Source organism: Kribbella sp. NPDC058245, from assembly GCF_042882005.1.
Taxonomy (GTDB): Bacteria; Actinomycetota; Actinomycetes; order Propionibacteriales; family Kribbellaceae; genus Kribbella.
This window is the reverse complement of record NZ_JBHVWY010000005.1, coordinates 376975-400994: the sequence shown is the minus strand read 5'-3', so window position 1 is coordinate 400994 and position 24020 is coordinate 376975. Positions and strand designations below refer to the sequence as shown.

The following is a 24020-nucleotide window of genomic DNA, read 5'->3' as shown; positions in this document are numbered from 1 at the left end:
TGGCTCGCACCGTACTACGCGGTGGTCAGGACGCCTGCGGCTGCGCCTTGGACGTGATGGTGATCTTGCCGCCGATGATGTCGGTCTTGATCTGGTCCAGCTCGGTCTTCAGCTCGGCCGGGACCTTGCTGTCGAACTCGTGGAACGGAGCCAGCCCGGTGCCGCCGTTCTCCAGCGTGCCGATGAACTGCTTGTTGTCGAACTTGTTGTCGACGACCGAGGTGACCGCGTCCTGAACGGCGACGTCCATGCCCTTCTTGACGCTGCTGATCAGGACCGAGCAGTACTCGGCGGCGGACTCGCAGCCGTCGGTGTCGACCCAGATCGCGTTGACCTTGCCGTTGCTGGCCTTGGCGGCCTGCAGACCACCCAGACCCGACGGGCCGGCCACCGGGAAGATGATGTCCGCGCCCTGCGTGATCAGGTTCTGGGCGTTGTTCTGGCCCTTGGCCTTGTCCTCGAAGTCACCGGTGAACAGGCCCTCCTGCTTGGTCTCGTCCCAGCCGAGCAGGGTGACGTTCTTCGACTTCTGCTTGTTGTAGTACGCCACGCCCTCGGCGAACCCGTCCATGAAGATCGTCACCGGCGGGATCTTGAGGCCGCCGAAGGTACCGACCTTGCCGGACTTGGACATCGCCGCGGCCAGGTAGCCGGCCTGGAAGGAGGCCTGCGCGGTGTTGAAGCTGAGCGGCTTCACGTTGGCGATCGGCTTGGCCGGCGCCGAGTCGACGATCGCGAACTTGATGCCCGCGTTCGCGTTCGCGGCCTTGTCGGTCGCGTCCTCGAGCTTGAAGCCGACGGCCACGATCACGTTGCACTTGGCCGCGACCATCGCGGTCATGTTGGTCGGGTAGTCGTTGTCCGACTTCGACTCGGCCTTGACCTCGGTCAGGCCCTTGGCCTTCACCGCGTCCTGCAGACCCTTGTACGACGTCTGGTTGAACGACTTGTCGTCGAAACCACCCGAGTCGGAGACCATGCAGGCCTTGAACGCCTTGTTGTCCGAGCCTCCGCTCGTCCCGCTTTCCGTCGGCTTGCTACCACAAGCGGCAACGGCGAGCGTCAGTACGCCCACAATCGCGGTTCCCCGCACGAACTTCTTCACCGGACGTCTCCTTCGTCGTACCAGACTGTTGGCCCGCACGCCTGCCCCTGCGTGCCATCCGCAGACTATAGGGGCGGCCCGTGTTAGTTAGAACGCCAAGTTGACCTCGATACCGGAAAGTGACCGGCGCTTTCGTCACATTTCCGCAACTCCTGCGGCGCGATCACCGAGCGCCTGGCAGCGGTCACACTGCGCACGCTCCGTGGTTGCGCTCACCGTGTGTCGCGCTAACAGTGGGTGAACGATTCAGGGCTCATGTCACAATCGCGGGCATGAGTCATCAGTTGCTGGTCGCCGACGTCCTCGCGCGGGTCGAGGAGGTGCGCGAGACCACGCTCGACCTGCGGCGTGATCTGCACGCCCACCCCGAGCTCGGCTGGCACGAGGTCCGGACCACCGAGGTCCTGGAGCGCGTACTGAAGGACGCCGGGCTCTCCCCGCGCATCCTGCCGACCGGGACCGGCCTGATCTGCGACATCGGCTCCGGCGACTCGTGTGTCGCCCTGCGCGCCGACATCGACGCGCTGCCCGTACCGGACGGCGTCGAGGCTCCCTGGCGGTCGACGATCGACGGCGTGGCGCACGCCTGCGGGCACGACATCCACACCGCGGGTCTGGTCGGTGCCGGGCTGGTGCTGGCCGGGATGGCTCGTGACGGCGCATTGGACCGCCGGGTTCGCCTTATCTTCCAGCCGGCCGAAGAGGTGATGCCGGGTGGTGCGCTCGGCGTGATCGCGGCGGGCGGACTGGACGGCGTACGACGGATCTATGGCGTGCACTGCGATCCGCGCCTGCAGGTTGGTCAGGTCGGCCTGCGTGTCGGCGCGCTGACCGCGGCGGCCGACCGCATCCTCGTCCGGCTGAGCGGACCCGGCGGTCACACCTCCCGCCCGCACCTCACCGGCGACCTCGTCTACGCCCTCGCCACCCTGGTGACCGAACTCCCGGCCGCGCTGTCGCGACGCGTCGACCCCCGAGCCGGCATGTCGCTCGTCTGGGGCCGCATCACCTCCGGCTCCGCCGCCAACGCCATCCCCTCCCGAGGCGAAGCCGAAGGCACCCTCCGCTGCCTCGACGTCAACGCCTGGCGCCAAGCCGCCGACCTCATCCCCCAACTCGCCAACCAGTTGGTCGCCCCGTACGGCGTCCAGGTCGACACCGAGGTCACCCACGGCGTCCCGCCGGTCATGAACGACCCCACCGCCATCGACGTCTTCCGCTCCGCCGCCCAGCAAACGCTAGGAGCCGGCGCGATCGCCCCCACGGATCAGTCCCTCGGCGGCGAAGACTTCGCCTGGTACCTCGAACACGTCCCCGGCGCCATGGCCCGCCTAGGCGTCCGCCCGCCCACCCTCGACACCACAGGCGACCTCCACACCCCCACCTTCGACCCGTCAGAAGAGTCCATCTCCCTAGCCACCACCCTCCTCACCTCAGCCGCCCTCCTCGACTAGCCCCCGCTCCGCGGCTGCCTGCCCGGCGGCGAGCGCGTCGCGCAACAGCGGAGGAAGATGACGGCATGGCTGCGAAGCACAAGTTGTCGGTGACGGTCGACCGAGCTCTGATCGAGGCTGCCCGCGCCGCCGTGGCTGCTGGGCGGGCGGCGAGCGTGAGCGCGTGGGTTAACGACGCTCTCCGTCGCGAGTTGGCCTCCGAGCAGAGGCGGACGCCAGACACTCAGTAAGTCGCGATCGACCGCCGGCTTTCACGCCTGGCTCGGCTTATTGGGCAGGCGAGTGCGGTACTTGGTGAGTGGCACAGGTCCGCTCCGACAACCTGAGCCCGTACGACGCGGAGCTCCCGCCGGAGGCGCAAAGAACTGCCGCCGCGGAGCGGTGTCTGTGTGCGGTGTCCTTAGAAGGTGTCGGCGGGGACGTAGACGCCCCAGACTTCGCGGAGGGTGTTGCTGACTTCGCCTACGGTGGCTCGGGCTTTGAGGGCGCGCTTCATCGGGTAGAGGCAGTTGTCGGTGCCTTCGGCGGCCTTCTTCAGCTCGGCCAGGGCTTCGTCCACCTCGGCCTGGTCGCGTTCGGCGCGGAGGGTGGCCAGGCGGGCCACCTGCTGGGCTTCGATGGCGGGGTCTACGCGGAGGGGCTCGTAGGGTTCTTCGTCGGTGATCTTGAACTTGTTCATGCCGACAACGACGCGCTCGACCGAGTCGATCTCGAGCGAGATCTGGTACGCCGACTGCTCGATCTCCTGCTTCTGGAAGCCCTTCTCGATCGCGGCGACCGCACCGCCGTACTCCTCGACCTGGTTCATCAGCTCGACGGCTTCCGCCTCGACCTTGTCGGTCAGGGCCTCGACGACATACGAGCCGGCGAAGGGATCGACCGTCGCGGTGATGTCCGTTTCGTAGGCCAGCACCTGCTGCGTTCGCAGCGCCAGCCGCGCGGCCTTCTCGGTCGGTAGGGCGATCGCCTCGTCGTACGAGTTGGTGTGCAGCGACTGCGTCCCGCCCAGTACGGCGGCCAACCCCTGCACGGCGACCCGGACCAGGTTGATCTCGGGTTGCTGGGCGGTCAGCTGCACGCCCGCGGTCTGCGTGTGGAAGCGCAGCATCTGCGACTTCGGGTTCTTCGCGCCGAACTCGTCCCGCATCACCCGCGCCCAGATCCGACGCGCGGCGCGGAACTTCGCGACCTCTTCGAGCAGCGTCGTCCGCGCCACGAAGAAGAACGACAACCGCGGTGCGAACTCGTCGACATCCAGTCCGGACGCGATCGCCGCCCGCACGTACTCGATCCCGTCCGCGAGCGTGAACCCGATCTCCTGCGCGGGCGTCGCTCCCGCCTCAGCCATGTGATAGCCGGAGATCGAGATCGTGTTCCAGCGCGGCAGTTCCGCCTTGCAGTACGCGAAGATGTCGCTGATCAGCCGCAGCGACTCCTTCGGCGGGTAGATGTAGGTCCCCCGCGCGATGTACTCCTTCAGTACGTCGTTCTGGATCGTCCCCGTGAGCTGTTCACCGGCGACGCCCTGCTCCTCGGCGACGAGTTGGTACAGCAGCAACAGCACCGAGCCCGGCGCGTTGATCGTCATCGAGGTGGACACCTGGTCCAGCGGGATCCGGTCGAACAGGATCCGCATGTCGTCGATCGAGTCGATCGCCACCCCGACCTTGCCGACCTCACCGGACGCGATCGGGGCGTCGGAGTCGTACCCCATCTGCGTCGGCAGGTCGAAGGCCACCGACAGTCCCATGGTCCCCGCGTCGATCAGCTGGTGGTACCGCTGGTTCGACTCCGCGGCCGTCCCGAACCCGGCGTACTGGCGCATCGTCCACGGCCGCTGGGTGTACATGGTGGGGTAGACACCCCGGGTGTACGGGAACTTCCCCGGCTCCCCCAGTTTCTCCGCGGGATCGAACCCGTCCAGCGTGCCCGCGTCGTACACCGGCGCGAACTCGAACCCGGACTCACTGCGATGACTCATCTCCCCACCGTAGGCGCAACCACCCCTCCACTGGTATGCACCACCCCCGTGAGATCGGGCACTACGGCGCGGATGAGGGTAGGATTCCTACTCGTCGGATTCCTACCGAGGAGGCATCGATGAAGCTCAGGGCCAAGGGGCAGGTGACGATCCCCACCGAGGTCCGGGAGCACCTCGGGCTGCATGAGGGGGACGAGGTCGAGTTCGTGATCCGCGGCAATGTCGTGCATGTCGTCAGGGGCAGGAACAGTCGGTCGCAGGGCCGGCAGGTTGCGAGCCGGTTGCGGGGGCGGGGCTCCAGCGGGATGAGCACCGACCAGATCATGGACCTGCTTCGTGGCGAGGACTGACCTGAGCGTCGTCCGACGGCCGACGACGCTGGTGGACGCATGCGTGATCCTCGACCTGACCACGAATGATCCGCAGTGGGCCGACTGGTCCGAGGAAGCGCTGGCCAACGCGGCCGATGACGGACCCCTGGTGATCAACGCGATCGTGTACGCCGAGGTGTCGGTCGACTTCGCATCGATCGAGGAGCTGGACGACACACTCGACGAGAGCGGAATCCGTCGCGAGCCGCTGCCGTTCGAGGCGGGCTTCCTCGCGGGCAAGGCGTACCTCGCCTACCGCAAGCGCGGTGGCTCCCGGCGATCGCCGCTGGCGGACTTTTACATCGGCGCACACGCCGCGGTCGCCGGGCACCGCCTGCTGACCAGGGATGCCATGCGCTACCGCACCTACTTTCCCTCGCTCAGCCTCATCACCCCGAACAGCTGAGGCCTTCAGAGCACCAGGAAGCCGAGCTTGGCCGCCACTTCCGCCTGAGCCGAGTCGCGGCTGGCGAATCCGCAGGACTCCGGCGACGCCAGCGGCAACGCGGCCAGCTCGGCCACCGCCAGGTGCAACGCATCCAATGACCTGATCGCATACTCGCGAACGATCTCGACCGCCCGCGCCTCGACCGCCACCGCGTCCGGGCGGAGCAGAGTGACCGGGCCGTCAACCGCCGTGTCCGCCTCGAACGCCGCCAGGAGGTCATCCAGGTTCGCACGACCACCACGGGCTGCACGCGTCAGAGCGCTGGTGACCCCGACCAGCGTCCAGGTGGACGTCACCAACGCATCCTCGCCGACCAACAGATCGTTTGCGGCCGCGTGCCCGTCTTCGTCCGGCAGGTAAGCGCGTACCAGCACGGACGAGTCGACATAGATGACCATTCAGCGGCCGTCTTCCATGATCTCGTCGACCACTTGTCCCAACCCGCGCGCCGAATCGAGCGCTGCTCGCCGTTCAGCCGGAGACAGCAGCCGGCGCGGCGCGTGCGGTTCCGCCAGCACCCCCAACTGATGGGCCTTGGCTCGCAGCCGTCGTCGTAACGAGGCAGCGTCTTCCTCGATCACGTGGTCGAGGAGTTCAGTCGCCAGCGCATTGACCGACCGCCCCTGTTCCTGGGCGCGAGCCGTCAACCTGGCATGCAGGTCGTCAGGTACACGAAGTAGCAGCTGTCTCATGGGTGCATGATATCAATCCAACTCGAATCGTGCTATCACCTGTTGCTGTCCCCGCCCGTTCGCGTTCTGGCAGCGACGTGACGCCCGCACGTCACCGGGCAGACATCAAGCGTCCTTGAAGGCGTCGACAGGGAATCCACAACGTGTCACGGACACGTCGCCGAGGGTTCATGCGCGGTGGGGAACCTCCGAAGTGTGCGAATCGTGATGGTTGCCGAGACCTTCCTGCCGCAGATCAATGGCGTGGCGAACACGGCTCGCCATGTCGCCGACCGGCTCCGGGCCCGCGGGCACGAGCTGCTCATCATCGCGCCCGGACCGGGCCCCGACAGCTACGGCGACGTGCAGGTGATCCGGGCGCGGAGCTTCCGGACACCGGGGTACAAGGAGTTCCCGGTCGGGCTGCCGGACCCCTCGATCGAGCGGGCGATGGCCGAGTTCAAGCCCGATCTGGTGCACCTGGCCTCGCCGTTCATCATCGGCGCCTACGGGCTGCGCGCGGCGCGCCGGCTCGGGCTGCCGACGGTCGCGATCTTCCAGACCGACATCGCCGGGTTCGCCCGGCAGTACCCCTGGTTCGCCGCCGCGGACCGCGGGATCTGGCGCTGGGTACGGCGGACGCACTCGCGCGCCGACCGCACCTTGGCACCGTCGACCGCGTCGGTGGAGGCCCTCGTGCAGGGCGGCGTCCCGCGGGTCTACCACTGGGGCCGCGGCGTGAACCTGGACCTGTTCGACCCGCAGCACCGCGACGAGAGCTGGCGCCGCGAGATCTCCCCGGACGGCAAGCCGATCGTCGGGTACGTCGGCCGGCTGGCCGCGGAGAAGAAGGTACGGCGGCTGGCCGAGCTGACCGATCTGGACTGCCGGATCGTGATCGTCGGCGACGGGCCGGACCGCGCCTCGCTGGAGCATGCGTTGCCGCAGGCAACCTTCCTCGGGATGCGCCGGGGCGCTGACCTGGCCTCGATCTTCGCCGGGCTGGACGTCTTCGTGCACACCGGTGAACACGAGACCTTCTGCCAGACCATCCAGGAGGCGCAGGCCTCCGGCGTCGCCACCGTCGGCCCGGCCGCCGGCGGTCCGCTCGACCTGATCCACCCCGGCGTCAACGGTCTTCTCTTCGAACCAGGCGAGGCCGGTTCGCTGCGCACCGCCGTCAAGACCCTGCTCGACCACCCCGAGGCCCGCGGCCGGATGGCGGCCAGCGGCCTCCAGCGAGTCCAGTCGCGCACTTGGCCGGCGGTGGTCGACGACCTGGTCGACCGGCACTACGCCCAGGTCCTCCGCGATGCGGCCGCCGTACGGCGGGTCGCGTGAGTAGCCTGCGGATCGCTCAACTCGCGAACTTCGTCGGACCGACCTCGGGCGGGATGCGGACCGCGATCGAGCACATCGGTCAGGGGTACGTCGATGCCGGCGCGGACCGGATCGTCATCACTCCAGGCGAGCGGGACGCGATCGTCGAGACCGAGTTCGGCACGGTCGTCCGGGTGAAGGCGCCGAAGGTGAGTGGCGGCTACCGGCTGATCACCACGCCATGGAACGTGATCGACGTACTGAAGAAGTTCCAGCCGACCACCGTCGAGATCTCCGACAAGTCGACACTGCTCCCGGTGGCGCGTTGGGCGCGCAAGAACGACATCGGCACCGTCCTGTTCAGCCACGAGCGCCTCGACGCGATGCTGGCTCTCGGTGCAGCGCGACCCGGTCAGCTGGGCGGGCACGACGTACTGCGTCCCGGCCGGATGCTCGGCGAGGTCACCACCTACACCAGCCGCTGGACCGGCGAGAGCGTCCAGCGGCGAGCCGAGGGCGTGAAGGCCAGCCAGCTGCATGTGGTCGCCACGGTGGCCGCGCTCTACAAGATCCTCAGCCGCACGTACGACGCGGTCGTGGTGACGTCCCGGTACGCCGCAGCCGAGTTCGACGACGTGACCACGCCACTCGTCCGGATCCCGCTCGGCGTCGACCTGGAGACCTTCCACCCGTCACTCGGCCAGCCGGCAGATGACGGCGTACTGAAGCTCGTGCACGCCGGTCGGCTGTCCCGCGAGAAGAGCCCGCACCTCGCGGTCGCCACCGCTGCCGAGCTGCACCGGCGCGGTGTGAAGCTGCAGATGGATGTGTACGGCACCGGCCCGCACCTCGACGAGCTGCTCGAGATCGCCGGCTCGGCGCCGATCACCTTCCACGGGTACGTCGACGGTCGTCACAAGCTGGCCACGCATCTGGCCGAGGCGGACATCGCCCTGTCGGTCTGCCCGGGCGAGACGTTCGGCCTCGCCGTACTGGAGGCTCTCGCCGCCGGTACGCCGGTCGTCACCGCGAACACGGGTGGCGCCCGCGAGCTGGTCGACGAGACCTGTGGCCGCTGGGGCCAGGCCAACCCGGCTGCCCTGGCTGACGCCGTACTCCAGCTGGCGCAGGTCCCCGGCCGCCGAGCCGCAGCCCGTCGCCGGGCCGAGCTCTACGACTGGGACACCTGCATCCGCCACATGCTCGCCCTCCACACCCGACTCGCCCAGTCCCGCATCGCTGCCTAGGTGAGGTGGTCGTTCGCGCCGCTGGTCCAGGCCATGTGGCGATCAGCAGAACGCCGTACGACGGCCTTGGCGTCGACCGGGATGACCGAGCCGAAGTTGTTGTAGAGCCGGTCGAACTCGTACGGGTCCAATGCCTTCGCCACTCGGTCGACGACAGCCCCGGACAGCGGAATGCGGTTCGGGTAGCTGCGCATGAAGGCCACCGAGGCGCGGTCCGGGTTCGCGAAGATCGTGTCGCCGGACAGCACGACTCCCTTGCCCTCGGCACCATCTGCCCAGTGCACGACCGCACTCCCCGGGAAATGACCGCCAGGCTGGATGACGGTTACTCCCGGCAACGGCTTCAGCACGCCGGTCCATGGCGTGATGACCGCATCCTGCCGAGCCACCCAATGAGCGTCCGGTTCGGAAACATAGACCGGCACATCCCCCAGCCGGTGGCTCCACTCGACCTGGACGCCGTACATATGGGGGTGGCTGGCAACGATCCCGACCACGTCGCCGAGCTCCCGGATCCGCCGTACGGCGTCATCATCCACATAGCCGATCGGGTCCCACAGAAGGTTGCCCTCGGCAGTTGTCACCAGCATCGACTGCTGCCCGATCCCCACCGGCGGCTTCGACGTCACGCCGTACAGGCCTGGCTCTACCTCCTCGACGGCTACCGACGTGCCCGCCGCAGACAGCTCTTCCAACGTGGTCCAGTGCTGACCGTCGGCCGGTACCCACTGCCGCTCGTCGGCGCAGATCGCGCAGACCTCAACCTGCTCGGAGTGCTCCACCGCACAGGTCGCACAGATCCAGAAGCTCACCGTAATCTCCCCTCAGTTGGTGCCCAGACTCTCGACCCTCAAGTCCAGTTGAAGTCAAGAACACGTCAGGGTCAGCCGTCGAGGGCCAGTCGTGACCCAGGTCGCAGGGCCATTTCAGGGGACCCTCCGACACGCGCGAGAGCGATGTCACACCTGTCAGGACAAAAGCGCCAACCCAGCGGGACTACCATCGAACCCGGCCGGGTTTTCCTACCGGGCCGAGCCGATCGCGGCAGCCGCACCGGCTCTGATCCGAGATCCGATCGGAGGATCGGTTTGCCCAGCAAACCAGCCGGCACGCTCTACCGTGGCCGGGAGGGCATGTGGTCATGGGTCGCGCACCGGATCACCGGCGTGGGAATCTTCTTCTTCCTGCTCGTGCATGTGCTCGACACAGCTCTGGTCCGGGTGTCGCCGGAGGCCTACAACGAGGTCATCGGCACCTACAAGAACCCGATCGTCGGCCTGATGGAGGTCGGCCTGGTCGGGGCCATCCTGTTCCACGCGTTCAACGGCATCCGGCTGATCCTGGTCGACTTCTGGGCCAAGGGCCCGCGGAACCAGCGCAAGCTGATGATCGGCGTCGGCGTGATCTGGGTCGTCCTGTTCGTGCCGTTCGTGATCCGGCACCTGACCCACGTCTTCGGAGGCTGAGATGAGCGAGATCGCCACTCCCCGCTCCAGCACTCGTGCGCGCTCACTCAAAGGCGGCGGCCGGAACCGGTCGGGCCAGACCAACTTCGAGCTCTACAGCTGGCTGTTCATGCGGCTGTCCGGGCTCGCGCTGGTGGTCCTGGTCCTCGGTCACCTGTTCGTGAACCTGATGCTCGGCGGCGGGATCACCGCGCTCGACTTCGGCTTCGTGGCCGGCAAGTGGGCCAACCCGCTGTGGCAGGTCTGGGACCTGCTGATGCTGTGGCTGGCGATGCTGCACGGCAGCAACGGGATGCGCACGATCATCAACGACTACGCGGAGAAGGACCAGACGCGGTTCTGGCTGAAGGCCCTGCTGATCACCGCGGCGATCGTGATCGTCGTCCTCGGCACGCTGGTCATCTTCACCTTCGATCCCTGCCTGGACCCCAGCTCCACGCTGTCGGTCTGCAAGTAAGGAACCTCAGGATATGCAGCGGCATCAGTACGACGTAGTCATCGTTGGCGCGGGTGGGGCCGGCATGCGCGCCGCCCTCGAGTCGAGCAAGCGGACCCGGACCGCGGTGCTCACCAAGCTCTACCCGACCCGGTCGCACACCGGCGCGGCCCAGGGCGGCATGTGCGCCGCGCTGGCCAACGTCGAGGAGGACAACTGGGAGTGGCACACCTTCGACACGGTCAAGGGTGGTGACTTCCTGGTCGACCAGGACGCGGCCGAGGTGATGTGCCGCGAGGCCGTCGACGCGGTCCTCGACCTGGAGAAGATGGGACTGCCGTTCAACCGGACCGCCGAGGGCAAGATCGACCAGCGGTTCTTCGGTGGCCACACCCGCAACCACGGTGAGGCCGTCGTGCGGCGGTCCTGTTTCGCCGCGGACCGGACCGGCCACATGATCCTGCAGACGCTGTACCAGCAGTGCATCAAGCAGAACGTCGAGTTCTTCAACGAGTTCTACGTTCTCGACCTGCTGATGGTCGGCGGCCGGGCGACCGGTGTCGTCGCCTACGAGCTGGCCACCGGCGAGCTGCACATCTTCAGCGCCAAGTCGATCGTGTTCGCCTCGGGCGGCTTCGGCAAGGTCTTCCGGACCACGTCCAACGCGCACACGCTCACCGGTGACGGCATGGGCATCGTGTGGCGCAAGGGCCTGCCGCTGGAGGACATGGAGTTCTTCCAGTTCCACCCGACCGGTCTGGCCGGTCTCGGCGTCCTGCTGTCGGAGGCTGCTCGTGGTGAGGGCGGCATCCTGCGCAACTCGGACAACGAACGCTTCATGGAGCGCTACGCGCCGACCGTGAAGGACCTCGCGCCCCGCGACATGGTGGCGCGCGCGATGGCGAACGAAGTCCGCGAGGGCCGTGGCTGTGGGCCGGACAAGGCGTACGTGATGCTCGACCTCACGCACCTCGAGCCCGCGCACATCGACGCCAAGCTGCCGGACATCACCGAGTTCGCCCGTACCTACCTGGGCGTCGAGCCGTACACCGAGCAGATCCCGGTCTTCCCGACCGCGCACTACGCCATGGGCGGCATCCCGACCAACATCAAGGGCGAGGCGCTGGCCAACAACGATGATGTGATCCCCGGCCTGTACGCCGCGGGTGAGGTCGCCTGCGTCTCGGTCCACGGCGCGAACCGCCTGGGCACGAACTCGCTGCTCGACATCAACGTGTTCGGCCGGCGGGCCGGTATCGCCGCCGCCGAGTACGCCGCGACCGCCGAGTTCGAGGAGCTGCCGGCCGAGCCGGAGACCTTCGTGGTCGACCTGATCGAGGGCATGCGGAACGCGACCGGCCAGGAGCGGGTCGCCGCGATCCGGGCCGACCTGCAGGCCACCATGGACCTGAACGCGCAGGTGTACCGGACCGAGGGTTCGCTCAAGCAGGCGCTGGTCGACATCGAGTCGCTCAAGGAACGGTTCGCCCAGGTTTCCGTCCAGGACAAGGGCAAGCGGTTCAACACCGACCTGCTCGAGGCGGTCGAGCTCGGCTTCCTGATCGACCTGGCCGAGGTGCTGGTCGTCTCCGCCCTTGCTCGTAAGGAGTCCCGCGGCGGTCACTTCCGCGAGGACTACGACAAGCGGGACGACGTCAACTTCATGCGGCACACGATGGCGTATCGCGATATCGATGCTGAAGGCAACGTAAATATCCGGTTGGACTACAAGCCGGTGATCCAGACCCGCTACAAGCCGATGGAGCGGAAGTACTGATGGACGTCAAGGTCAAGATCCTCCGGTACAACCCTGAGGTCGTCGACGAGGCGGAGTGGAAGACGTACTCCGTCACCCTGCAGCCGACCGACCGGGTCCTGGACGCACTGCACAAGATCAAGTGGGAGCAGGACGGCACGCTCACGTTCCGCCGGTCCTGCGCGCACGGCGTCTGCGGTTCGGACGCGATGCGGATCAACGGCCGCAACCGGCTGGCCTGCAAGACGCTGATCAAGGACCTGAACCCGGAGAAGGAGATCACCGTCGAGCCCATCAAGGGCCTGCCGGTGCTCAAGGACCTGGTCGTCGACATGGAGCCGTTCTTCGACGCCTACCGCTCGGTGATGCCGTTCCTGGTCACCAGCGGCCACGAGCCGACCCGCGAGCGGATCCAGTCCCAGGCCGACCGCGACCGCTTCGACGACACCACCAAGTGCATCCTCTGCGCCGCCTGTACGACGTCCTGCCCGGTCTTCTGGTCCGACGGCCAGTACTTCGGCCCGCAGGCCATCGTCGGCGCCCACCGCTTCATCTTCGACAGCCGCGACGAGGGCACCGAGCAGCGCCTCGAGATCCTGAACGACAAGGAAGGCGTCTGGCGCTGCCGGACCACCTTCAACTGCACCGACGCGTGCCCCCGAGGCATCGAGGTCACCAAGGCCATCCAAGAGGTCAAGCGCGCCCTGATCTTCCGCCGCGTCTGACCCGTCGCCTAGGCCAGTTGGTGGGTCCAGGCGAGTTGGAGGAGGGCAGCCCCAGCTGCCTGCATCGGTTGGTGGTGGACGAAGTTGTCCACCACCTCGGCAGTGAAGGGTTGGGGTTCCAGGACTCGGCCTTCGTCGTTGGCTTCGACTAAGCCACCGAACAGCTCGTCGAAGATGGGTGCGTCGATCGACAGGACTGTGAGCAGGTCCGTCGCGAAGGTCAGCGGGTCAACGCCCAACCCCACGCAGTACGCCCGCACCTCCCCGGTTTTTAGGCCGGCCGCGAGACGTGCGGCGAACGGCCAATCGTCGTACTGGATGGGTGCCTCGCCGTAGTCCTCCGACTCACCGAGTAGTTCCTCGGCCAGTTCGCGGACGACGTTTCGCCAGAGGGAGAAGTCGTTCTGCTCGTTCCCGGCGGCGTCGGCGCTTGGTTGGAAGATGCCAACGGGGACGACTTGGTAGAGGCCACCGGCGTGGCCGACCTTGGCTGGATCACGCCAGTGCAGGAAGAACCTCGGCTCCTGATCGGCGCGGATCGTGAGCGTGCTGATCGCGATGTTGGTCGGCCGTCGCGTCACGTCCCATGGGTCGCCGATGGCCTTTCTTAGGCTCCCGCGCTGCGCCGCGTACTCGTGGGCGGCGGCCTCACCCGTGTTGATGCTGTCGAAGTAGGTGCCGCGGCCAAAGCGCAGTACAGGATCCGGCCCGGCCAGGTCCGCGAACGTCAGCCGGTACGTCGGCCGATCCTCGAAGACGGCTGGAGGCGCCAGCCCCTTGATCGCCTCCGCATAAGACCCGAACTCCGCCGGCAGCAACTCCCTCGCAAAAGGTTCATGTCCCGTCACCCCGGTCAAGACCGCGCCGGCATCGAACTCAAGCCCCACTGACATCAGCGGTACGGGCTCGGCCGGAATCCACGACGCCGGCGCCAGCAACGGCGTCCCCGCCACGCGACGCTCCGCCGGGTAATCCTCAGCCGCGTCGACGGCCAACTGATACCGGTTCCCCACCAAATGACGCCGTACGTCGAGCCACTCATCAGCCACAAGCACTGAGCCTAGCCAGCGGATGATGTGAGCTGAATCACATCCAGCAACCAACGTCGCCCGCTCGGGAGTCGTGCTGGCAGAGGCTGGGTGCTGACCGGGGAGGGGTGGTGGGCGGTGGACGACGTGCGTGAGCTGTACGACGGTTGCTACCGCCGGCTGGTGGCCCAGCTCTTCGTCGTCTGTGGCAACCTCGCCGAGGCCGAGGACGCCGTCCAGGAGGCGTTCATCCGGGCACTCGAGAAGCCGCGCCGGTTCAGCGAGATCGAGAACCCCGAGGGCTGGCTGCGCACCGTCGCCCTGAACATCGTCCGCAGTCGCTTCCGTCGCGCCGCCACCTTCCAGCGGCTGATGCGCCGTACCGGTCCGACCGCGGACTCGGTCCCTGGCCTCTCCCCTGACCACGTCGCGCTGGTCGACGCGCTTCGCCGGCTGCCCTGGGAGCAGCGCGAGGTGATCACGTTGCACCACATCGTCGATCTGCCGGTCCGCGAGGTCGCCGCGCAGCTCGGCGTACCCGAAGGAACCGTCAAGGCCCGGCTCGCCCGCGGTCGCACCCGCCTCGGCCCACTAGTGCGCGATTTCGTCGAGGAGGTCGACCATGTCTGAGCTGAAGGAACTGGCTTGGGCGGTGCACGACTCCGTCCACGCGCCCGCTTTCCTGAGCCTCACCTACCGGGTACGGCGTCGCCGCCGGCGGCGCGTGGCCCTGGTGGTCGCGACGGCCGCCGTACTGGCGCTGGTGATCGGGCTGCCGATCAGTCGGCTCGAGAACACTCAGGTCGCCGCGCAATCGTCGTACGTGCCAGGTGACGGCGTTTCCTACTCCCCCGGCTCCGATGCCGTCGGAGAGAGCCTCGTCGCCGATCCCGAGTCCGAGCTCAGCTCTGTCGCCGTGATTGACCCGAACCGCTGGATGTCCGCTTGGTCCAGCTGTCTGCCGTCCTGCCGTTACAGCGCGGTCGTGAAGTGGGACGGGGTCAAGGTGGCTATGCCGGTGCGGTCGACGCCGTACCAGGTCCTGCGCCGGGGCGACGAGCTCATCCTGCTCGGTCGTCCGCAACTGGGGACCGCAGAGGACGTCACGTGGCCCGACAGCTTCCTGGTGCGCTTCACGGAGAACGGGCCGGTCCGTACGGTCCTGCGCTACGCGCGACCGTCCAAGACCTTCTCCACCACCAAGGAGGTGCTGACGGACTCGCTGGCACCGGGAGCCCTCGACGTGGTGAACGTCGAGAGGTCCACCCTGCGTCGGCTTCAGCCTGTCGGCAGTCTCTACTCGACCTCGCCGGTCCGCGACGACTCCGGCCGTTGGTGGATCCTCGACGACGCCGGCGGCAGCCGGGTCCGGTGGACCGACGACGGCAAGAACTGGCAGCAGACAACGCTCGACGAGAGCATCGGCTCTGGCTTCCTCGCCGTCAGCCGGAACGGCAGGACGCTCCTGGCCGGCTCCGTGCTGCCCACACCGGACGGTCCCGCCCGCATCGGGGTGCTGAAGATGTCGACCAACGGCGGTACCGACTGGCGCACGATCCCAACGCCACCAGGCCTCCGCGCCGACAGCCCGGCCGCCTTCAACGACGGCACCGCGTTGCTCCTCAGCGGCGACGGAGGAGAACAGCGTCGGCAACTCTTACGCATTCAGGACAACAAGCCGACAGCCCTTCCGGCCAACAAGCTCTGGCGGTCGAGCACAACTACCGCACCGCTTTCCGACCTGCGGGGCGACGAGAACCTCCTGTCCGCCGTCCTGTGGGCCGGCTACAACCCGGACCTCGACCACCCACCCTTTCCCTGGTCGGTCATCGTGAGCACCGATCAGGGCAAGACCTGGAGTTCCTTTGTGCCGCGGTAGCGCGACAGGCTTGCGCGCGTGGGACTGGTGACGCGTCGCCCATACTGGCGGGCATGGACTGGACGAGACAAGCGAACGCGCGGCTGATCGCGGTGGGGTACACGGTGGGGTTTCTGGCGTGGCTGATCGCCGTTGTGTGGATTCTGTACGGTCAGTTCACCGGCGCCTCGGCCGGGCAGATGGTGGTGGGCATCGTCTTCTTCGCGATCGGCCAGGCGCTGATGATCGTCGTGGCTTTCAGCCTGCGCAAGAACTTTCCGACCAGCCGGGCCCCCAGTTCGTTCTCCCAGGCCTGGCAACGGCTGAGTCTCGGCCTCGAACTCCCGCCTGCCGTCCGACTACTACTGGGTCGTTAGCAGTACGGCGGGTTTGAGGTGACCGCGGTCGCGACGCGGAGGAAGAGGTTGAAGAGGCGGTAGAGCTGGACCATGTCTCCCGTCACCGTCACCGTGCGATCGTCGACGCGGATCACTCCGGGGATCGCTTGAAGATGCGACGTGACCGAGGCGGACTGCCAGCGGACGCTCAGGGTGCGCGAGGCCTGAGGCGGGCTGACGGCCGAAAGTGAGCCTAGGGCTGAAGCGACGCCGGATTCGATGGCGGCGCGGGCCTCCGCGACCGGGACGAGCTGGGCGGCGAAGCGATCCTTGGCGTATTTCACGGGGACTGTATGGATGCGGTTGTTCCAGGCGGCGGCCTCGGCACAGGCGGCGTCATCGCCGGTGAGCAGGACCAGAGGGACGCCGTACGCCGATGCTGTCGCCTCGAAGAGGCCTATCTCGCCGGTCACCTGGTCGTCCAACCAGATGTCCTCGATCTCGTGGCCCATGAAGCTGTGGCTGAGGACGCCGAGGATGCCGGCGCGGGCGTGGAAGCCGACACACAGGACCGCGTCGTACGAGGGATCCAGCCCTTCGATCATGCCCATCGGCTTCGGACGGCCTTTGATCAGGACCGCGCGGGGATCGAGGAGGTCCGGCAGCAGGTTGCGCATCGGGCCGTGGGCGTCGTTGACCAGGACGGAGGTGGCGCCGGCGGCGTACGCGCCGCGGATCGCCGCGTTCACGTCCTCGGTCATCATCACCCGGCCGCGCTCGTAGTCGCGGCCAGGCGGCTGGACGTCCTCGGCATCGACCAGACCGGTGATGCCCTCCATGTCCGCGCTGACGTAGACCTTCACGACGACGAGACCTTGGCCGCCTTGTAGGCCTTGACTCCCCAGGTGCCGAGGACGGCGGCGATCACCAGGTTCACGATGATCAGGATCGTGTGCGCCACGTAGTACCCGGTCGGGCGGTCCTCGGTGTCGACGAGCGCCTTGATGAAGCGCAGATAGGTCACGACGTTCCAGATCGCGATGCCGAGCAGGACCAGAGCGTGCTTGCGTTCGAGTTTCACCCCGCCATTGTGCCCGGAGGGGTCACGAGCCCGGGCGGTCCACCATGCGGAGCAGCTGGGTGCGATTCGCCACTCCGAACCGGCGGTAGAGCCGGGTCAGCTGGGACTCGACCGCCTTGACCGACAGGTACAGGGCGGCGGCGATCTCGCGGTTGGTGGAACCGTCGCGGACCATCGCCACGATCTGCTGCTCGTTGTCGGTCAGCTCGGACGGCTGACGGCTCCGGCTGGGGACATCCAGGCGGGCCAGCTCGGTCTCGGCCACCTCACGCCAGGCCGGAGCGCCGTACGTCTCGAACTGCTCGATCGCGTCCAGGAACGCCGTCCGCGCCACCGAACGTCGCCGGGCCTGCCGCGCAACGCGGCCCCGGGTCAGCTCGCAGCGAGCCAGGTCGAGCGGGTAGACACGGTCACCCGCGCCGCCGATGGTCTTCTCCAGCAGCTCCAGGGCCGCGGCCGGATCGCCCTGCTTGGCGATCAGCAGGGCCTCGGACCGGGCCAGGCCGATGGTCACGACCGGCCGGTCCAGTGTCTCGGCGCGCGCCCGGATGTCGGCGATCAACGCGGCTGCGTCATCCAACCGCCCGGCGGCGACAAGCGCCTCGGCATAGTCCGCGTGCCACGGGATGATCACCGGGTCGAACGGCATCGCAGCCTCGCCGGACTCCGCGATCGCGTCGAAAGCCTCGACAGCACGCTGCGGGTCACCCGTCAGCACACCGACGATCCCCTGTACGGCGAGGGCCGGGCCGGTCCACTCGTCGTTGCCGACCAGACGGGCTCCCTCGAGCGCCGCGTCCGCGAGCTGGCGGGCCATCACCGCCGTACCGCCGGCCCACTCGGCGCGGCTGGCGATGACGAGTCCGACCTCGGCCTCTTCACCGATGTCCTGCATCAGCTGGTAGCACTCGTGGCCGGCGCTCAAGGCATCTGCGCCACGGCCGCTGCGCTCGTAGATCGCGGTCGCGGAGATCAGCACCGAGGCCAGCCAGCGCATCGCGCCACCGTCCCGAACCTCCTCGACGAGAGCGCTGATCGCAGTGATCGCCTCGTCGGTCCGGCCGCGGAACAGCTCGCGCATCGCCGCCATCTGGCGAGCGTTCACGACTGCCTTGGTCAGCGGCAGGTCGCGCGCCAGCTCCGCCGCCTGGGACAGCAGCGAGTCCGCGCTCTGGCCGGCGTCACGGGACATCAGCACTGAGCTGGCCGCACTCAGCGCGTCAACCAGCGCCTCGGTGTCGCCGGACGACCGGGCCAGCTGCTCCGCCACACGGGCGTGCTCCTGTGCCTCGTCGAGACTGCGATCGAAGTACGCGCTGTTGCTAAGGCCAATCCGCACCCGCGCCTCAAGCCGGTCGTCGCCCCGGGCAACGTCAAAGGCATCGGCCAGCAGACCAACCCGGCACTCCCGGTCCGGCCACGCAGCGTCGACCTGCAACAGCAGCGCCGGCACCTTGGTCTCCGGCAGCGTCGCAGCCTGTACGGCGAGGCGCGCCATCTCGGCCGACTCCGCCAGATGCCCGGCGGCAGCAGCGTCATCAGAGGCTCTGGTCAGACGGCGAGCCCGCTCGTCCGGCAGGCTGCTCGGCGTCCGCTCGGCGGCCAGCCGCCAGAGGGTCGCAGCCGCTCCGGGCGCACCGCGGCCCGCAGCCACGGCGGCGGCCTCCTCGATGGCGGCTGCGAGGTCGGCGTCCGCCTCTTGGGTAGCCAACGCGCGGTGGGTCGCGTTCTCGACCGGTTCGTCGACGACTGCCGCGAGCTGGGCATGCGCCTGCCGACGAGCGGCCGACGTCGCCTCGGCGTACACGTACTCACTCAGGAGCGGGTGAGCGAACCGCAGCCGCTCCGACGCGATGTCGATCAGGCCCAGCGCCTCCGCCTCGGCCAGCTCAGCCTCGATCGGGCGGCTGAGGGACTGCGCGAGCTGAGTGGTCGTAGGCCGCGGGGACGACGCCGCATGCAGGAGCAGCTCGTGTGCACCGAGGCTCAGGTCGGACAGGCGGTCGCCGAGCAGCGTCTTCAGCCGACTGGACACCGGCAGCGGGTCATTGGGCGAGACGCCCTGCGGGTGCCGCAGCACGGCCCGGCCGAGCTCCAGCGCCATAAACGGGTTACCCGCGCTCGCGGTGAAGATGCGCCGCGCCGTCCGGACCGGGAGCGGGCTGGACAGCCGCTGACGCAACAGGCCCAGTACGTCGGGCTCGGTCAGCGGAGGTACTTCCAGCTGCAGCACCGGCTCGGGGCAAGCCTCAGCCATCACCGGGAGATCACCGTCAGCCACCTGCTCGGTGGCCAGCATGTGTACGCCGTCAGAGAGTCGCCGGGCACAGAACGTGAGCACCTCGAGGCTGGACGGGTCCACCCATTGGATGTCGTCGACAACGAGCAGGACCGGACCATTCGCCGCCAGGCGACGTAGTACATGCAGAACGGCGAGGCGGACCGCCAGCTCGTCACGGACGGTGTCCGGGGCGCTCGCCTTGAGCAGAGCGACCTCAAGCGGCTGGCGGAGGTGGTCCGGCAGCACCTGCCAGGCCAGCTCGAGCTGGTTCGAGAGGAGGTCGAGGAGCGTGACGTAGGGCAGTCCGGCTTCACTCTGTGACGGAGCGGCGCTCAGAACGCGGCAGCCGGCTTTCGTGCGGTCCGCGACCAGAGCTCGGCCCATGGCTGACTTGCCGATGCCGGTCGGGCCATAGAGCAGCACACTGCCGCTGGTCTCGAGCTGCTTCTTCGCACGCTCGACCAGACTGCTCCGCCCAACCAGCTCGTCGTCAGTCACATAACTCCTCGAAGGTTTACCTGCGATTAAAACAGGCAACGACCGCCCGACACGGCGCGTGTCACATGAGGAAACCGTCTCGACACCATCCTGTCACCCGAAGCTGCGGCGTCAGAGCGGTCAGCACGGCACGATCGTGCCGGGGCACCAGATGGCGCCCCAGCCAAACCTGAAACGTTCAGAAAAAGACCACCAAATCCACTGGTCTACCGACCATCATCGCCCGATCCGACACCCCGCCCACGCCACAGCTGGTGGGCTTGAACAGCAACTGGTGGGCCGGCACAAGCTATTACCTGTCCCAACCCCCAATTAGCTGTCTCCCGCCACAACTGGTGGCTGGGTACGGGAACGGTGGGTTGAGACAAGCAGTGGTGGCCGGAGACCCCGCACCTGTCGATGTTCGAAGTCGTCTGCACGGATGTCCGTACTCGCCTGCAATGACGAGGTAGTTGGCCGTTCCGTCGGTGGTGAAAGCGAGCTTTCATCGGAGGATGGCCACCACCAGCGTTCGCTACACCGCCGGACGGGTCCGGACCGACCTGCGTCGCATCATGCGGCAGCTGGACAGCGGCGCGGACCCGCCGTCATCGGATCGGCGGCTCGCAGCGCTGGCGTCAGCGCGATCTCTGCAGGACGAGCTCCAGCGGATGATCGACCAGACGATCATCGTCGCCCGGCGAAACGAGCCAGTTGTGACCTGGCGCGAGATCGGTGATGCCTTAGGCGTTACCGGGCAGGCGGCTGCTCAGTACGCCAGAGCCCACGGGCTGGCGGTCGATCCGGTGAAGGCCGACGACTACGGCCGGCTTGTCGCCCAGGCGCGCCAGCTCCGCCAGGCCGAAGCCGGCATCGTATGACCGGACGTCCGGGGCCCGCGGGCGCATGTACGCCAAACTGTCGGTTCTCCCGGGCATGATCGGCTGCTATGGAGTGCGGATGCGAGTTCTACGAGCCGTGGGAGCACCAGGACGGGGAATGTTCCTGTGGTCACGCCTTGGCTGATCATCTCGGTCAAGGCAAGTGCATTGCTCGAACCGAGGTGGCTCCGGCGCCAGCCGAGCCGGCGCCCCGGTACCGCTGGTACGGGAGCGGATCGTAACCGCCGGCCCCTGTCGGTCCCGGCCGGTAGCCTGCCGGCATGGCTCGCAAACCCGATCCTGATGTCCAACGCGCTGCTGATCTGATCGATGACCTGGAGACGGAGGATCTGTCTCTCGATCAGCGCCTCGCTTTGGCGCGGACGCACGCTCTGGTCAGCATCGCTCGCTCTCTCGACAGCCTCGATCGCAGCGGCATCGACATCATCCAGTAGGGGCGGCACGAGGTCGGGCTACTGCCCGACCTCGCCGTCCAGAGACCCGTCGCGCAGGTCGTTCAGGGCGGCCAGGTAGCCGACCTCGGTCGCCTCGATGAGCATCCGCAGGACGGCGTCGGGCAGGTCACCGGACCCGAAGGCTGACCACACGTTGGCCATCGCTTCTTGGGCGAGGCCTTCGTCGTGCGGATCGCGGGCCGTGGCCACGTAGAGGTTCGAGGTCAGCTCTGACCATTCGGTCACATCGGTGTCGGTGAAGGGCATAGCGGACAGTATTCACGGGCCTGGCGGCACGCGGGTGTCGTTTACTGTCCCGGCTCGGTGCTGCGGTTGTAGGCCTCGAGGGTGGTCTGGGCGACGGCGTACACGCCGCAGCAGGGGCAGGTCGTGAGTGTGTGGGCTTCGGCCGGTGCCGGGTAGATGGTGTGGCAGCTGCGGAACCAGCGCAGCACCGGTAGACGGTGGGGCGCGAGGCAGAGCATGTCGACGACGTCGACGGTCGGATCGTCGAGGTCGATCTCGTCGCCAAGGACTCGCGGGCTGAATTCCTGGCACCAGCGGCAGCGGTATTCCGGCGGCATCGGCGCCTTCACCTTGTTGCGAGCGGCGGGTTCATCGCGGATCCCGCCGCGACGGTAGCCCTGGACACCGATCCGGCCGCATTCGGAGCACCGGATGTACACCGGCGGCGGAACGTCCTTGGTGTAGTAGGTCACGTCGTCGACCGCACGGGCGACGCGCTCGACCGCTGCCCGCAGCGCCCTCATCGCAGACCGCCGACGGCAGCGGCCGAGGCTGCGGTCTTGGTGGCGGGCCGGCAGCAGACCCAGCCGTTGCCGTACGACGTTTCGGTCCAGCACCGGCCGGTGCGGATGAGCTCGCTGACCACGACCTCGGGCAGCTCCTGCGGGTCGGTGTCGCGGGCAACGTCGGCGAGCTCGCCGGTCAGGAGCGGCCCGTCGCCGCAGGCGAGGCAGGCCACGGCGTAGACGGTGTGGGGCTGACACCGCCCGCAGTGCCGCGTCACCTGGATCCGGTCACCGTTGGCGCTGGTCGACCACCACTCGGTCTGCAGCTCTTCGCGCAGCCGCGCGGCGACAGTCTTGCCGTTCGGCACGGTGCCACAGCCTGGACAGGCCAGCCGCTGCGGCCCGGCCGGGCTGGTTGGTGCTGAAGTGCTCAGCGCAGCGGCGAGTCCGGTGGTGATCTCGGTGAGCGACGTCGCGGCAAGAGTGCGGTGCACGGTCGCACGGCTGGCGCCGACCGACGCGGCGATCTGCCGGATCGACAGCCCGTCGGCCTTGAGCCGATGCGCGGTCCCGATCTGTGCCGGCGTCATCGACTTCCCCCGACCGGTCGGGGTGAACGTACGGCGGGCGTTGTTCCGAACCTGATGCTCGCGGGCAATCCGGTACACCGTGGCGCGTGAGACGCCGTACTTCGCGGCGAGCTCGTCGACCAGTGTCCCGGCCGAAAACTCGCCGGCCAGGTCTTCCTCGAGCTGGGGCGTGAGCTTACGGGGCCGGTGCGCGTTCTTCCCAGACTCACGCGCCGACGCGACCCGCTCCTGCTTGTAGATCAGCTCGACCTGCCCGAGGAACAGCAGCAGTGCCTTGGCCATCTCGGTAGCCGGGCCGGGGCTGCGGGTGTCGAACGGGATCGGGCCGCCGATGACGTTCACGTGGATCCCGGCGTCGGTGAGCTCGGTGAACAGGTGCAGCATCTCGGTCTGCGACCTGCCGAGCCGATCGAGTTCGGCGAGCACCAGGACGTCGCCGGCGCGCAGCCGCGGCCGCAGCTCCTGCCAGCCTTGCCGGTTGAGGTTCTTGCCGGTGAGCTTGTCGACGTACAGCCGCCGCCCGTCGCCGGTGGCAGGGTCGGCCGGGATGCCGTAGGTGGTCAGGGCGTGGATCTGGCGGTGCAGGTCCTGCTTCTTGGTCGAGACGCGGGCATAGCCCCACTCGATACCGGTGACGACCGTCGCTGTCATGTCCCGAATGTAGCGAAACTGACGCCGCTACAGCGGTGAGACTGAGACGGCGTTTCGCGTGTTTCTCCCGCCAGGTCCGGGCGTCTCACTGGTTCGTCTTGGAACCTTAGTTCCGAGATCCTGAGACAGACCCGGATTTTGGGCTCCAACCGGTGGTTACCGGGGCTTGAGGAGCATCGGAACGGCCAGCGGCGTTAGCGAGTCGCAGTGGCTGAGGCACCGCCACCCAGTCGGTTTCGGAGGCCATCGGCCAGCGGTGAACACTCCGCACGCGTAGCAGCGGGAAACTATCTCGGTCCTGTTACGTGCAGCGCATCGCCTCAGTGCGTTCGACACCTGGTAGCCGACGGTGTGTCTGCTCACGTGCAGTTTGTGCCCGATCTCTTCGTCTGACAGACCGGTTGCTACGAGTGTCAACACTTCGAGTTCACGCTCGGTCAGACGATTTGAGGTGCAGCAGCAGTCCAGCCGTTCATCCCACGTCTTATTCACGACGAGCCCCCAGGCTTTGACGCGCATGGTAGTCACGCGCTCACGGAGGGCGATGTTGCCGTATGTGCAGCGGATTGAACAGGTACAACCCGTACAACGCTGTCATGTATGGGTTGTATGGGTCCGTCCTTGCACTCGGAGCCCCTGCCTGGTCCA

28 protein-coding genes are annotated in these 24020 nt (G+C 67.7%); 15 read left to right on the top strand and 13 right to left on the bottom strand.

Annotated features, from left to right (window positions below):
- Positions 1–25: 25 nt before the first annotated feature.
- A complete protein-coding gene (locus tag ACFVWG_RS14135; protein WP_391543647.1) occupies positions 26–1105 on the bottom strand; it encodes a BMP family protein in 1080 nt (359 codons plus the stop codon).
- A 272-nt stretch (positions 1106–1377) separates the two neighbouring features.
- Between ACFVWG_RS14135 and ACFVWG_RS14130 the strand changes: the two genes are divergently transcribed.
- Together ACFVWG_RS14130 and ACFVWG_RS14125 are read left to right on the top strand one after the other, a co-directional pair.
- Positions 1378–2559, top strand: a complete 1182-nt coding sequence (locus tag ACFVWG_RS14130) for an amidohydrolase (RefSeq protein ID WP_391543646.1) — start codon at positions 1378–1380, stop codon at positions 2557–2559.
- Positions 2560–2624: 65 nt separating this feature from the next.
- Entirely contained in the window at positions 2625–2789 is a 165-nt protein-coding gene (locus tag ACFVWG_RS14125; protein WP_391543645.1) for a hypothetical protein, read from the top strand.
- A gap of 170 nt (positions 2790–2959) precedes the next feature.
- On the opposite strand, the gene ACFVWG_RS14120 is transcribed toward ACFVWG_RS14125, so the two are convergent.
- Positions 2960–4540: a methylmalonyl-CoA mutase gene (locus ACFVWG_RS14120; protein WP_391543644.1), complete on the bottom strand. Its 1581-nt coding sequence runs from the start codon at positions 4538–4540 to the stop codon at positions 2960–2962.
- A 119-nt stretch (positions 4541–4659) separates the two neighbouring features.
- On the opposite strand from ACFVWG_RS14120, the gene ACFVWG_RS14115 reads away from it, so the two are divergent.
- Positions 4660–4890 (top strand): AbrB/MazE/SpoVT family DNA-binding domain-containing protein, encoded by a 231-nt coding sequence (locus ACFVWG_RS14115; protein WP_391543643.1) that lies wholly within the window; start codon positions 4660–4662, stop codon positions 4888–4890.
- On the top strand, positions 4877–5317 hold the full coding sequence (locus tag ACFVWG_RS14110; protein WP_391543642.1) for a type II toxin-antitoxin system VapC family toxin: 441 nt from the start codon (positions 4877–4879) through the stop codon (positions 5315–5317). The genes ACFVWG_RS14115 and ACFVWG_RS14110 overlap by 14 nt, the downstream gene beginning before the upstream one ends.
- Positions 5318–5322: 5 nt before the next feature.
- Here ACFVWG_RS14110 and ACFVWG_RS14105 read toward each other — a convergent pair whose 3' ends face one another.
- Together ACFVWG_RS14105 and ACFVWG_RS14100 are read right to left on the bottom strand one after the other, a co-directional pair.
- Positions 5323–5757, bottom strand: a complete 435-nt coding sequence (locus tag ACFVWG_RS14105) for a type II toxin-antitoxin system VapC family toxin (RefSeq protein WP_391543641.1) — start codon at positions 5755–5757, stop codon at positions 5323–5325.
- A complete protein-coding gene (locus ACFVWG_RS14100; RefSeq protein WP_391543640.1) occupies positions 5758–6051 on the bottom strand; it encodes a toxin-antitoxin system HicB family antitoxin in 294 nt (97 codons plus the stop codon).
- Between the two features lie 195 nt (positions 6052–6246).
- Here ACFVWG_RS14100 and ACFVWG_RS14095 point away from each other — a divergent pair, with 195 nt between their 5' ends.
- Positions 6247–7371, top strand: coding sequence for a glycosyltransferase family 4 protein (locus ACFVWG_RS14095; RefSeq protein WP_391543639.1), 1125 nt, complete (start codon positions 6247–6249; stop codon positions 7369–7371).
- Positions 7368–8597 (top strand): glycosyltransferase, encoded by a 1230-nt coding sequence (locus ACFVWG_RS14090; RefSeq protein WP_391543637.1) that lies wholly within the window; start codon positions 7368–7370, stop codon positions 8595–8597. Before ACFVWG_RS14095 ends, ACFVWG_RS14090 begins: the two co-directional genes overlap by 4 nt.
- Here the strand turns inward: ACFVWG_RS14090 and ACFVWG_RS14085 are convergent.
- Positions 8594–9409, bottom strand: coding sequence for an MBL fold metallo-hydrolase (locus tag ACFVWG_RS14085; RefSeq protein ID WP_391543636.1), 816 nt, complete (start codon positions 9407–9409; stop codon positions 8594–8596). The two genes, ACFVWG_RS14090 and ACFVWG_RS14085, sit on opposite strands and share 4 nt — an antisense overlap.
- A 321-nt stretch (positions 9410–9730) precedes the next feature.
- On the opposite strand from ACFVWG_RS14085, the gene sdhC reads away from it, so the two are divergent.
- The 4 genes from sdhC to ACFVWG_RS14065 are packed head-to-tail and all read left to right on the top strand — an operon-like array spanning position 9731 to position 12980.
- Positions 9731–10063, top strand: a complete 333-nt coding sequence (gene sdhC / locus ACFVWG_RS14080; protein WP_380106187.1) for a succinate dehydrogenase, cytochrome b556 subunit — start codon at positions 9731–9733, stop codon at positions 10061–10063.
- A gap of 1 nt (position 10064) precedes the next feature.
- Positions 10065–10520: a succinate dehydrogenase hydrophobic membrane anchor subunit gene (locus tag ACFVWG_RS14075; RefSeq protein ID WP_391543635.1), complete on the top strand. Its 456-nt coding sequence runs from the start codon at positions 10065–10067 to the stop codon at positions 10518–10520.
- 13 nt (positions 10521–10533) lie between these two features.
- Positions 10534–12276: a succinate dehydrogenase flavoprotein subunit gene (gene sdhA, locus ACFVWG_RS14070; RefSeq protein WP_391543634.1), complete on the top strand. Its 1743-nt coding sequence runs from the start codon at positions 10534–10536 to the stop codon at positions 12274–12276.
- The gene (locus ACFVWG_RS14065) at positions 12276–12980 is read left to right on the top strand and encodes a succinate dehydrogenase iron-sulfur subunit (protein ID WP_391543633.1); all 705 of its coding nucleotides are present in this window, start codon (positions 12276–12278) and stop codon (positions 12978–12980) included. The genes sdhA and ACFVWG_RS14065 overlap by 1 nt, the downstream gene beginning before the upstream one ends.
- Positions 12981–12988: 8 nt before the next feature.
- Here the strand turns inward: ACFVWG_RS14065 and ACFVWG_RS14060 are convergent, their stop codons facing one another.
- Entirely contained in the window at positions 12989–14029 is a 1041-nt protein-coding gene (locus ACFVWG_RS14060; protein WP_391543632.1) for a hypothetical protein, read from the bottom strand.
- Positions 14030–14146: 117 nt separating this feature from the next.
- On the opposite strand from ACFVWG_RS14060, the gene ACFVWG_RS14055 reads away from it, so the two are divergent.
- The 3 genes from ACFVWG_RS14055 to ACFVWG_RS14045 are packed head-to-tail and all read left to right on the top strand — an operon-like array spanning position 14147 to position 16243.
- Positions 14147–14638, top strand: coding sequence for an RNA polymerase sigma factor (locus ACFVWG_RS14055; protein WP_391543631.1), 492 nt, complete (start codon positions 14147–14149; stop codon positions 14636–14638).
- A complete protein-coding gene (locus ACFVWG_RS14050; protein ID WP_391543630.1) occupies positions 14631–15887 on the top strand; it encodes a hypothetical protein in 1257 nt (418 codons plus the stop codon). Before ACFVWG_RS14055 ends, ACFVWG_RS14050 begins: the two co-directional genes overlap by 8 nt.
- Positions 15888–15940: 53 nt before the next feature.
- Positions 15941–16243 carry a hypothetical protein gene (locus ACFVWG_RS14045; protein ID WP_391543629.1) on the top strand — a complete coding sequence of 101 codons (303 nt, stop codon included), beginning with the start codon at positions 15941–15943 and terminating at the stop codon, positions 16241–16243.
- On the opposite strand, the gene ACFVWG_RS14040 is transcribed toward ACFVWG_RS14045, so the two are convergent.
- The 3 genes from ACFVWG_RS14040 to ACFVWG_RS14030 are packed head-to-tail and all read right to left on the bottom strand — an operon-like array spanning position 16240 to position 20064.
- Positions 16240–17067 carry a M55 family metallopeptidase gene (locus tag ACFVWG_RS14040; protein ID WP_391543628.1) on the bottom strand — a complete coding sequence of 276 codons (828 nt, stop codon included), beginning with the start codon at positions 17065–17067 and terminating at the stop codon, positions 16240–16242. The two genes, ACFVWG_RS14045 and ACFVWG_RS14040, sit on opposite strands and share 4 nt — an antisense overlap.
- Positions 17064–17285 carry an SCO4848 family membrane protein gene (locus tag ACFVWG_RS14035; protein WP_391543627.1) on the bottom strand — a complete coding sequence of 74 codons (222 nt, stop codon included), beginning with the start codon at positions 17283–17285 and terminating at the stop codon, positions 17064–17066. The genes ACFVWG_RS14040 and ACFVWG_RS14035 overlap by 4 nt, the downstream gene beginning before the upstream one ends.
- Positions 17286–17307: 22 nt before the next feature.
- Positions 17308–20064, bottom strand: a complete 2757-nt coding sequence (locus tag ACFVWG_RS14030) for an AAA family ATPase (RefSeq protein WP_391543626.1) — start codon at positions 20062–20064, stop codon at positions 17308–17310.
- 494 nt (positions 20065–20558) lie between these two features.
- Here ACFVWG_RS14030 and ACFVWG_RS14025 point away from each other — a divergent pair, with 494 nt between their 5' ends.
- Positions 20559–20924, top strand: a complete 366-nt coding sequence (locus ACFVWG_RS14025; protein WP_391543625.1) for a hypothetical protein — start codon at positions 20559–20561, stop codon at positions 20922–20924.
- A 281-nt stretch (positions 20925–21205) separates the two neighbouring features.
- Positions 21206–21379 (top strand): hypothetical protein, encoded by a 174-nt coding sequence (locus ACFVWG_RS14020; RefSeq protein WP_391543624.1) that lies wholly within the window; start codon positions 21206–21208, stop codon positions 21377–21379.
- A gap of 18 nt (positions 21380–21397) precedes the next feature.
- Here the strand turns inward: ACFVWG_RS14020 and ACFVWG_RS14015 are convergent, their stop codons facing one another.
- The 4 genes from ACFVWG_RS14015 to ACFVWG_RS14000 form a co-directional block, all read right to left on the bottom strand.
- Entirely contained in the window at positions 21398–21646 is a 249-nt protein-coding gene (locus ACFVWG_RS14015) for a hypothetical protein (protein WP_391543623.1), read from the bottom strand.
- Between the two features lie 41 nt (positions 21647–21687).
- Positions 21688–22149, bottom strand: a complete 462-nt coding sequence (locus tag ACFVWG_RS14010) for a hypothetical protein (RefSeq protein WP_391543622.1) — start codon at positions 22147–22149, stop codon at positions 21688–21690.
- The gene (locus ACFVWG_RS14005) at positions 22146–23372 is read right to left on the bottom strand and encodes a recombinase family protein (RefSeq protein ID WP_391543621.1); all 1227 of its coding nucleotides are present in this window, start codon (positions 23370–23372) and stop codon (positions 22146–22148) included. The genes ACFVWG_RS14010 and ACFVWG_RS14005 overlap by 4 nt, the downstream gene beginning before the upstream one ends.
- 156 nt (positions 23373–23528) lie before the next feature.
- Positions 23529–23891 carry a response regulator transcription factor gene (locus ACFVWG_RS14000; RefSeq protein ID WP_391543828.1) on the bottom strand — a complete coding sequence of 121 codons (363 nt, stop codon included), beginning with the start codon at positions 23889–23891 and terminating at the stop codon, positions 23529–23531.
- Positions 23892–24020: the final 129 nt, after the last annotated feature.

Bases quoted from the DNA above. Each gene is read 5' to 3' on its own strand.
- ACFVWG_RS14130 (WP_391543646.1), top strand. From the start codon at position 1,378: ATGAGTCATCAGTTGCTGGTCGCCGACGTCCTCGCGCGGGTCGAGGAG.
- ACFVWG_RS14125 (WP_391543645.1), top strand. From the start codon at position 2,625: ATGGCTGCGAAGCACAAGTTGTCGGTGACGGTCGACCGAGCTCTGATC.
- ACFVWG_RS14120 (WP_391543644.1), bottom strand. From the start codon at position 4,540: ATGAGTCATCGCAGTGAGTCCGGGTTCGAGTTCGCGCCGGTGTACGAC.
- ACFVWG_RS14115 (WP_391543643.1), top strand. From the start codon at position 4,660: ATGAAGCTCAGGGCCAAGGGGCAGGTGACGATCCCCACCGAGGTCCGG.
- ACFVWG_RS14105 (WP_391543641.1), bottom strand. From the start codon at position 5,757: ATGGTCATCTATGTCGACTCGTCCGTGCTGGTACGCGCTTACCTGCCG.
- ACFVWG_RS14100 (WP_391543640.1), bottom strand. From the start codon at position 6,051: ATGAGACAGCTGCTACTTCGTGTACCTGACGACCTGCATGCCAGGTTG.
- sdhC (WP_380106187.1), top strand. From the start codon at position 9,731: ATGTGGTCATGGGTCGCGCACCGGATCACCGGCGTGGGAATCTTCTTC.
- ACFVWG_RS14075 (WP_391543635.1), top strand. From the start codon at position 10,065: ATGAGCGAGATCGCCACTCCCCGCTCCAGCACTCGTGCGCGCTCACTC.
- sdhA (WP_391543634.1), top strand. From the start codon at position 10,534: ATGCAGCGGCATCAGTACGACGTAGTCATCGTTGGCGCGGGTGGGGCC.
- ACFVWG_RS14065 (WP_391543633.1), top strand. From the start codon at position 12,276: ATGGACGTCAAGGTCAAGATCCTCCGGTACAACCCTGAGGTCGTCGAC.
- ACFVWG_RS14050 (WP_391543630.1), top strand. From the start codon at position 14,631: ATGTCTGAGCTGAAGGAACTGGCTTGGGCGGTGCACGACTCCGTCCAC.
- ACFVWG_RS14045 (WP_391543629.1), top strand. From the start codon at position 15,941: ATGGACTGGACGAGACAAGCGAACGCGCGGCTGATCGCGGTGGGGTAC.
- ACFVWG_RS14025 (WP_391543625.1), top strand. From the start codon at position 20,559: ATGGCCACCACCAGCGTTCGCTACACCGCCGGACGGGTCCGGACCGAC.
- ACFVWG_RS14020 (WP_391543624.1), top strand. From the start codon at position 21,206: ATGGCTCGCAAACCCGATCCTGATGTCCAACGCGCTGCTGATCTGATC.
- ACFVWG_RS14015 (WP_391543623.1), bottom strand. From the start codon at position 21,646: ATGCCCTTCACCGACACCGATGTGACCGAATGGTCAGAGCTGACCTCG.
- ACFVWG_RS14010 (WP_391543622.1), bottom strand. From the start codon at position 22,149: ATGAGGGCGCTGCGGGCAGCGGTCGAGCGCGTCGCCCGTGCGGTCGAC.
- ACFVWG_RS14005 (WP_391543621.1), bottom strand. From the start codon at position 23,372: ATGACAGCGACGGTCGTCACCGGTATCGAGTGGGGCTATGCCCGCGTC.
- ACFVWG_RS14000 (WP_391543828.1), bottom strand. From the start codon at position 23,891: ATGCGCGTCAAAGCCTGGGGGCTCGTCGTGAATAAGACGTGGGATGAA.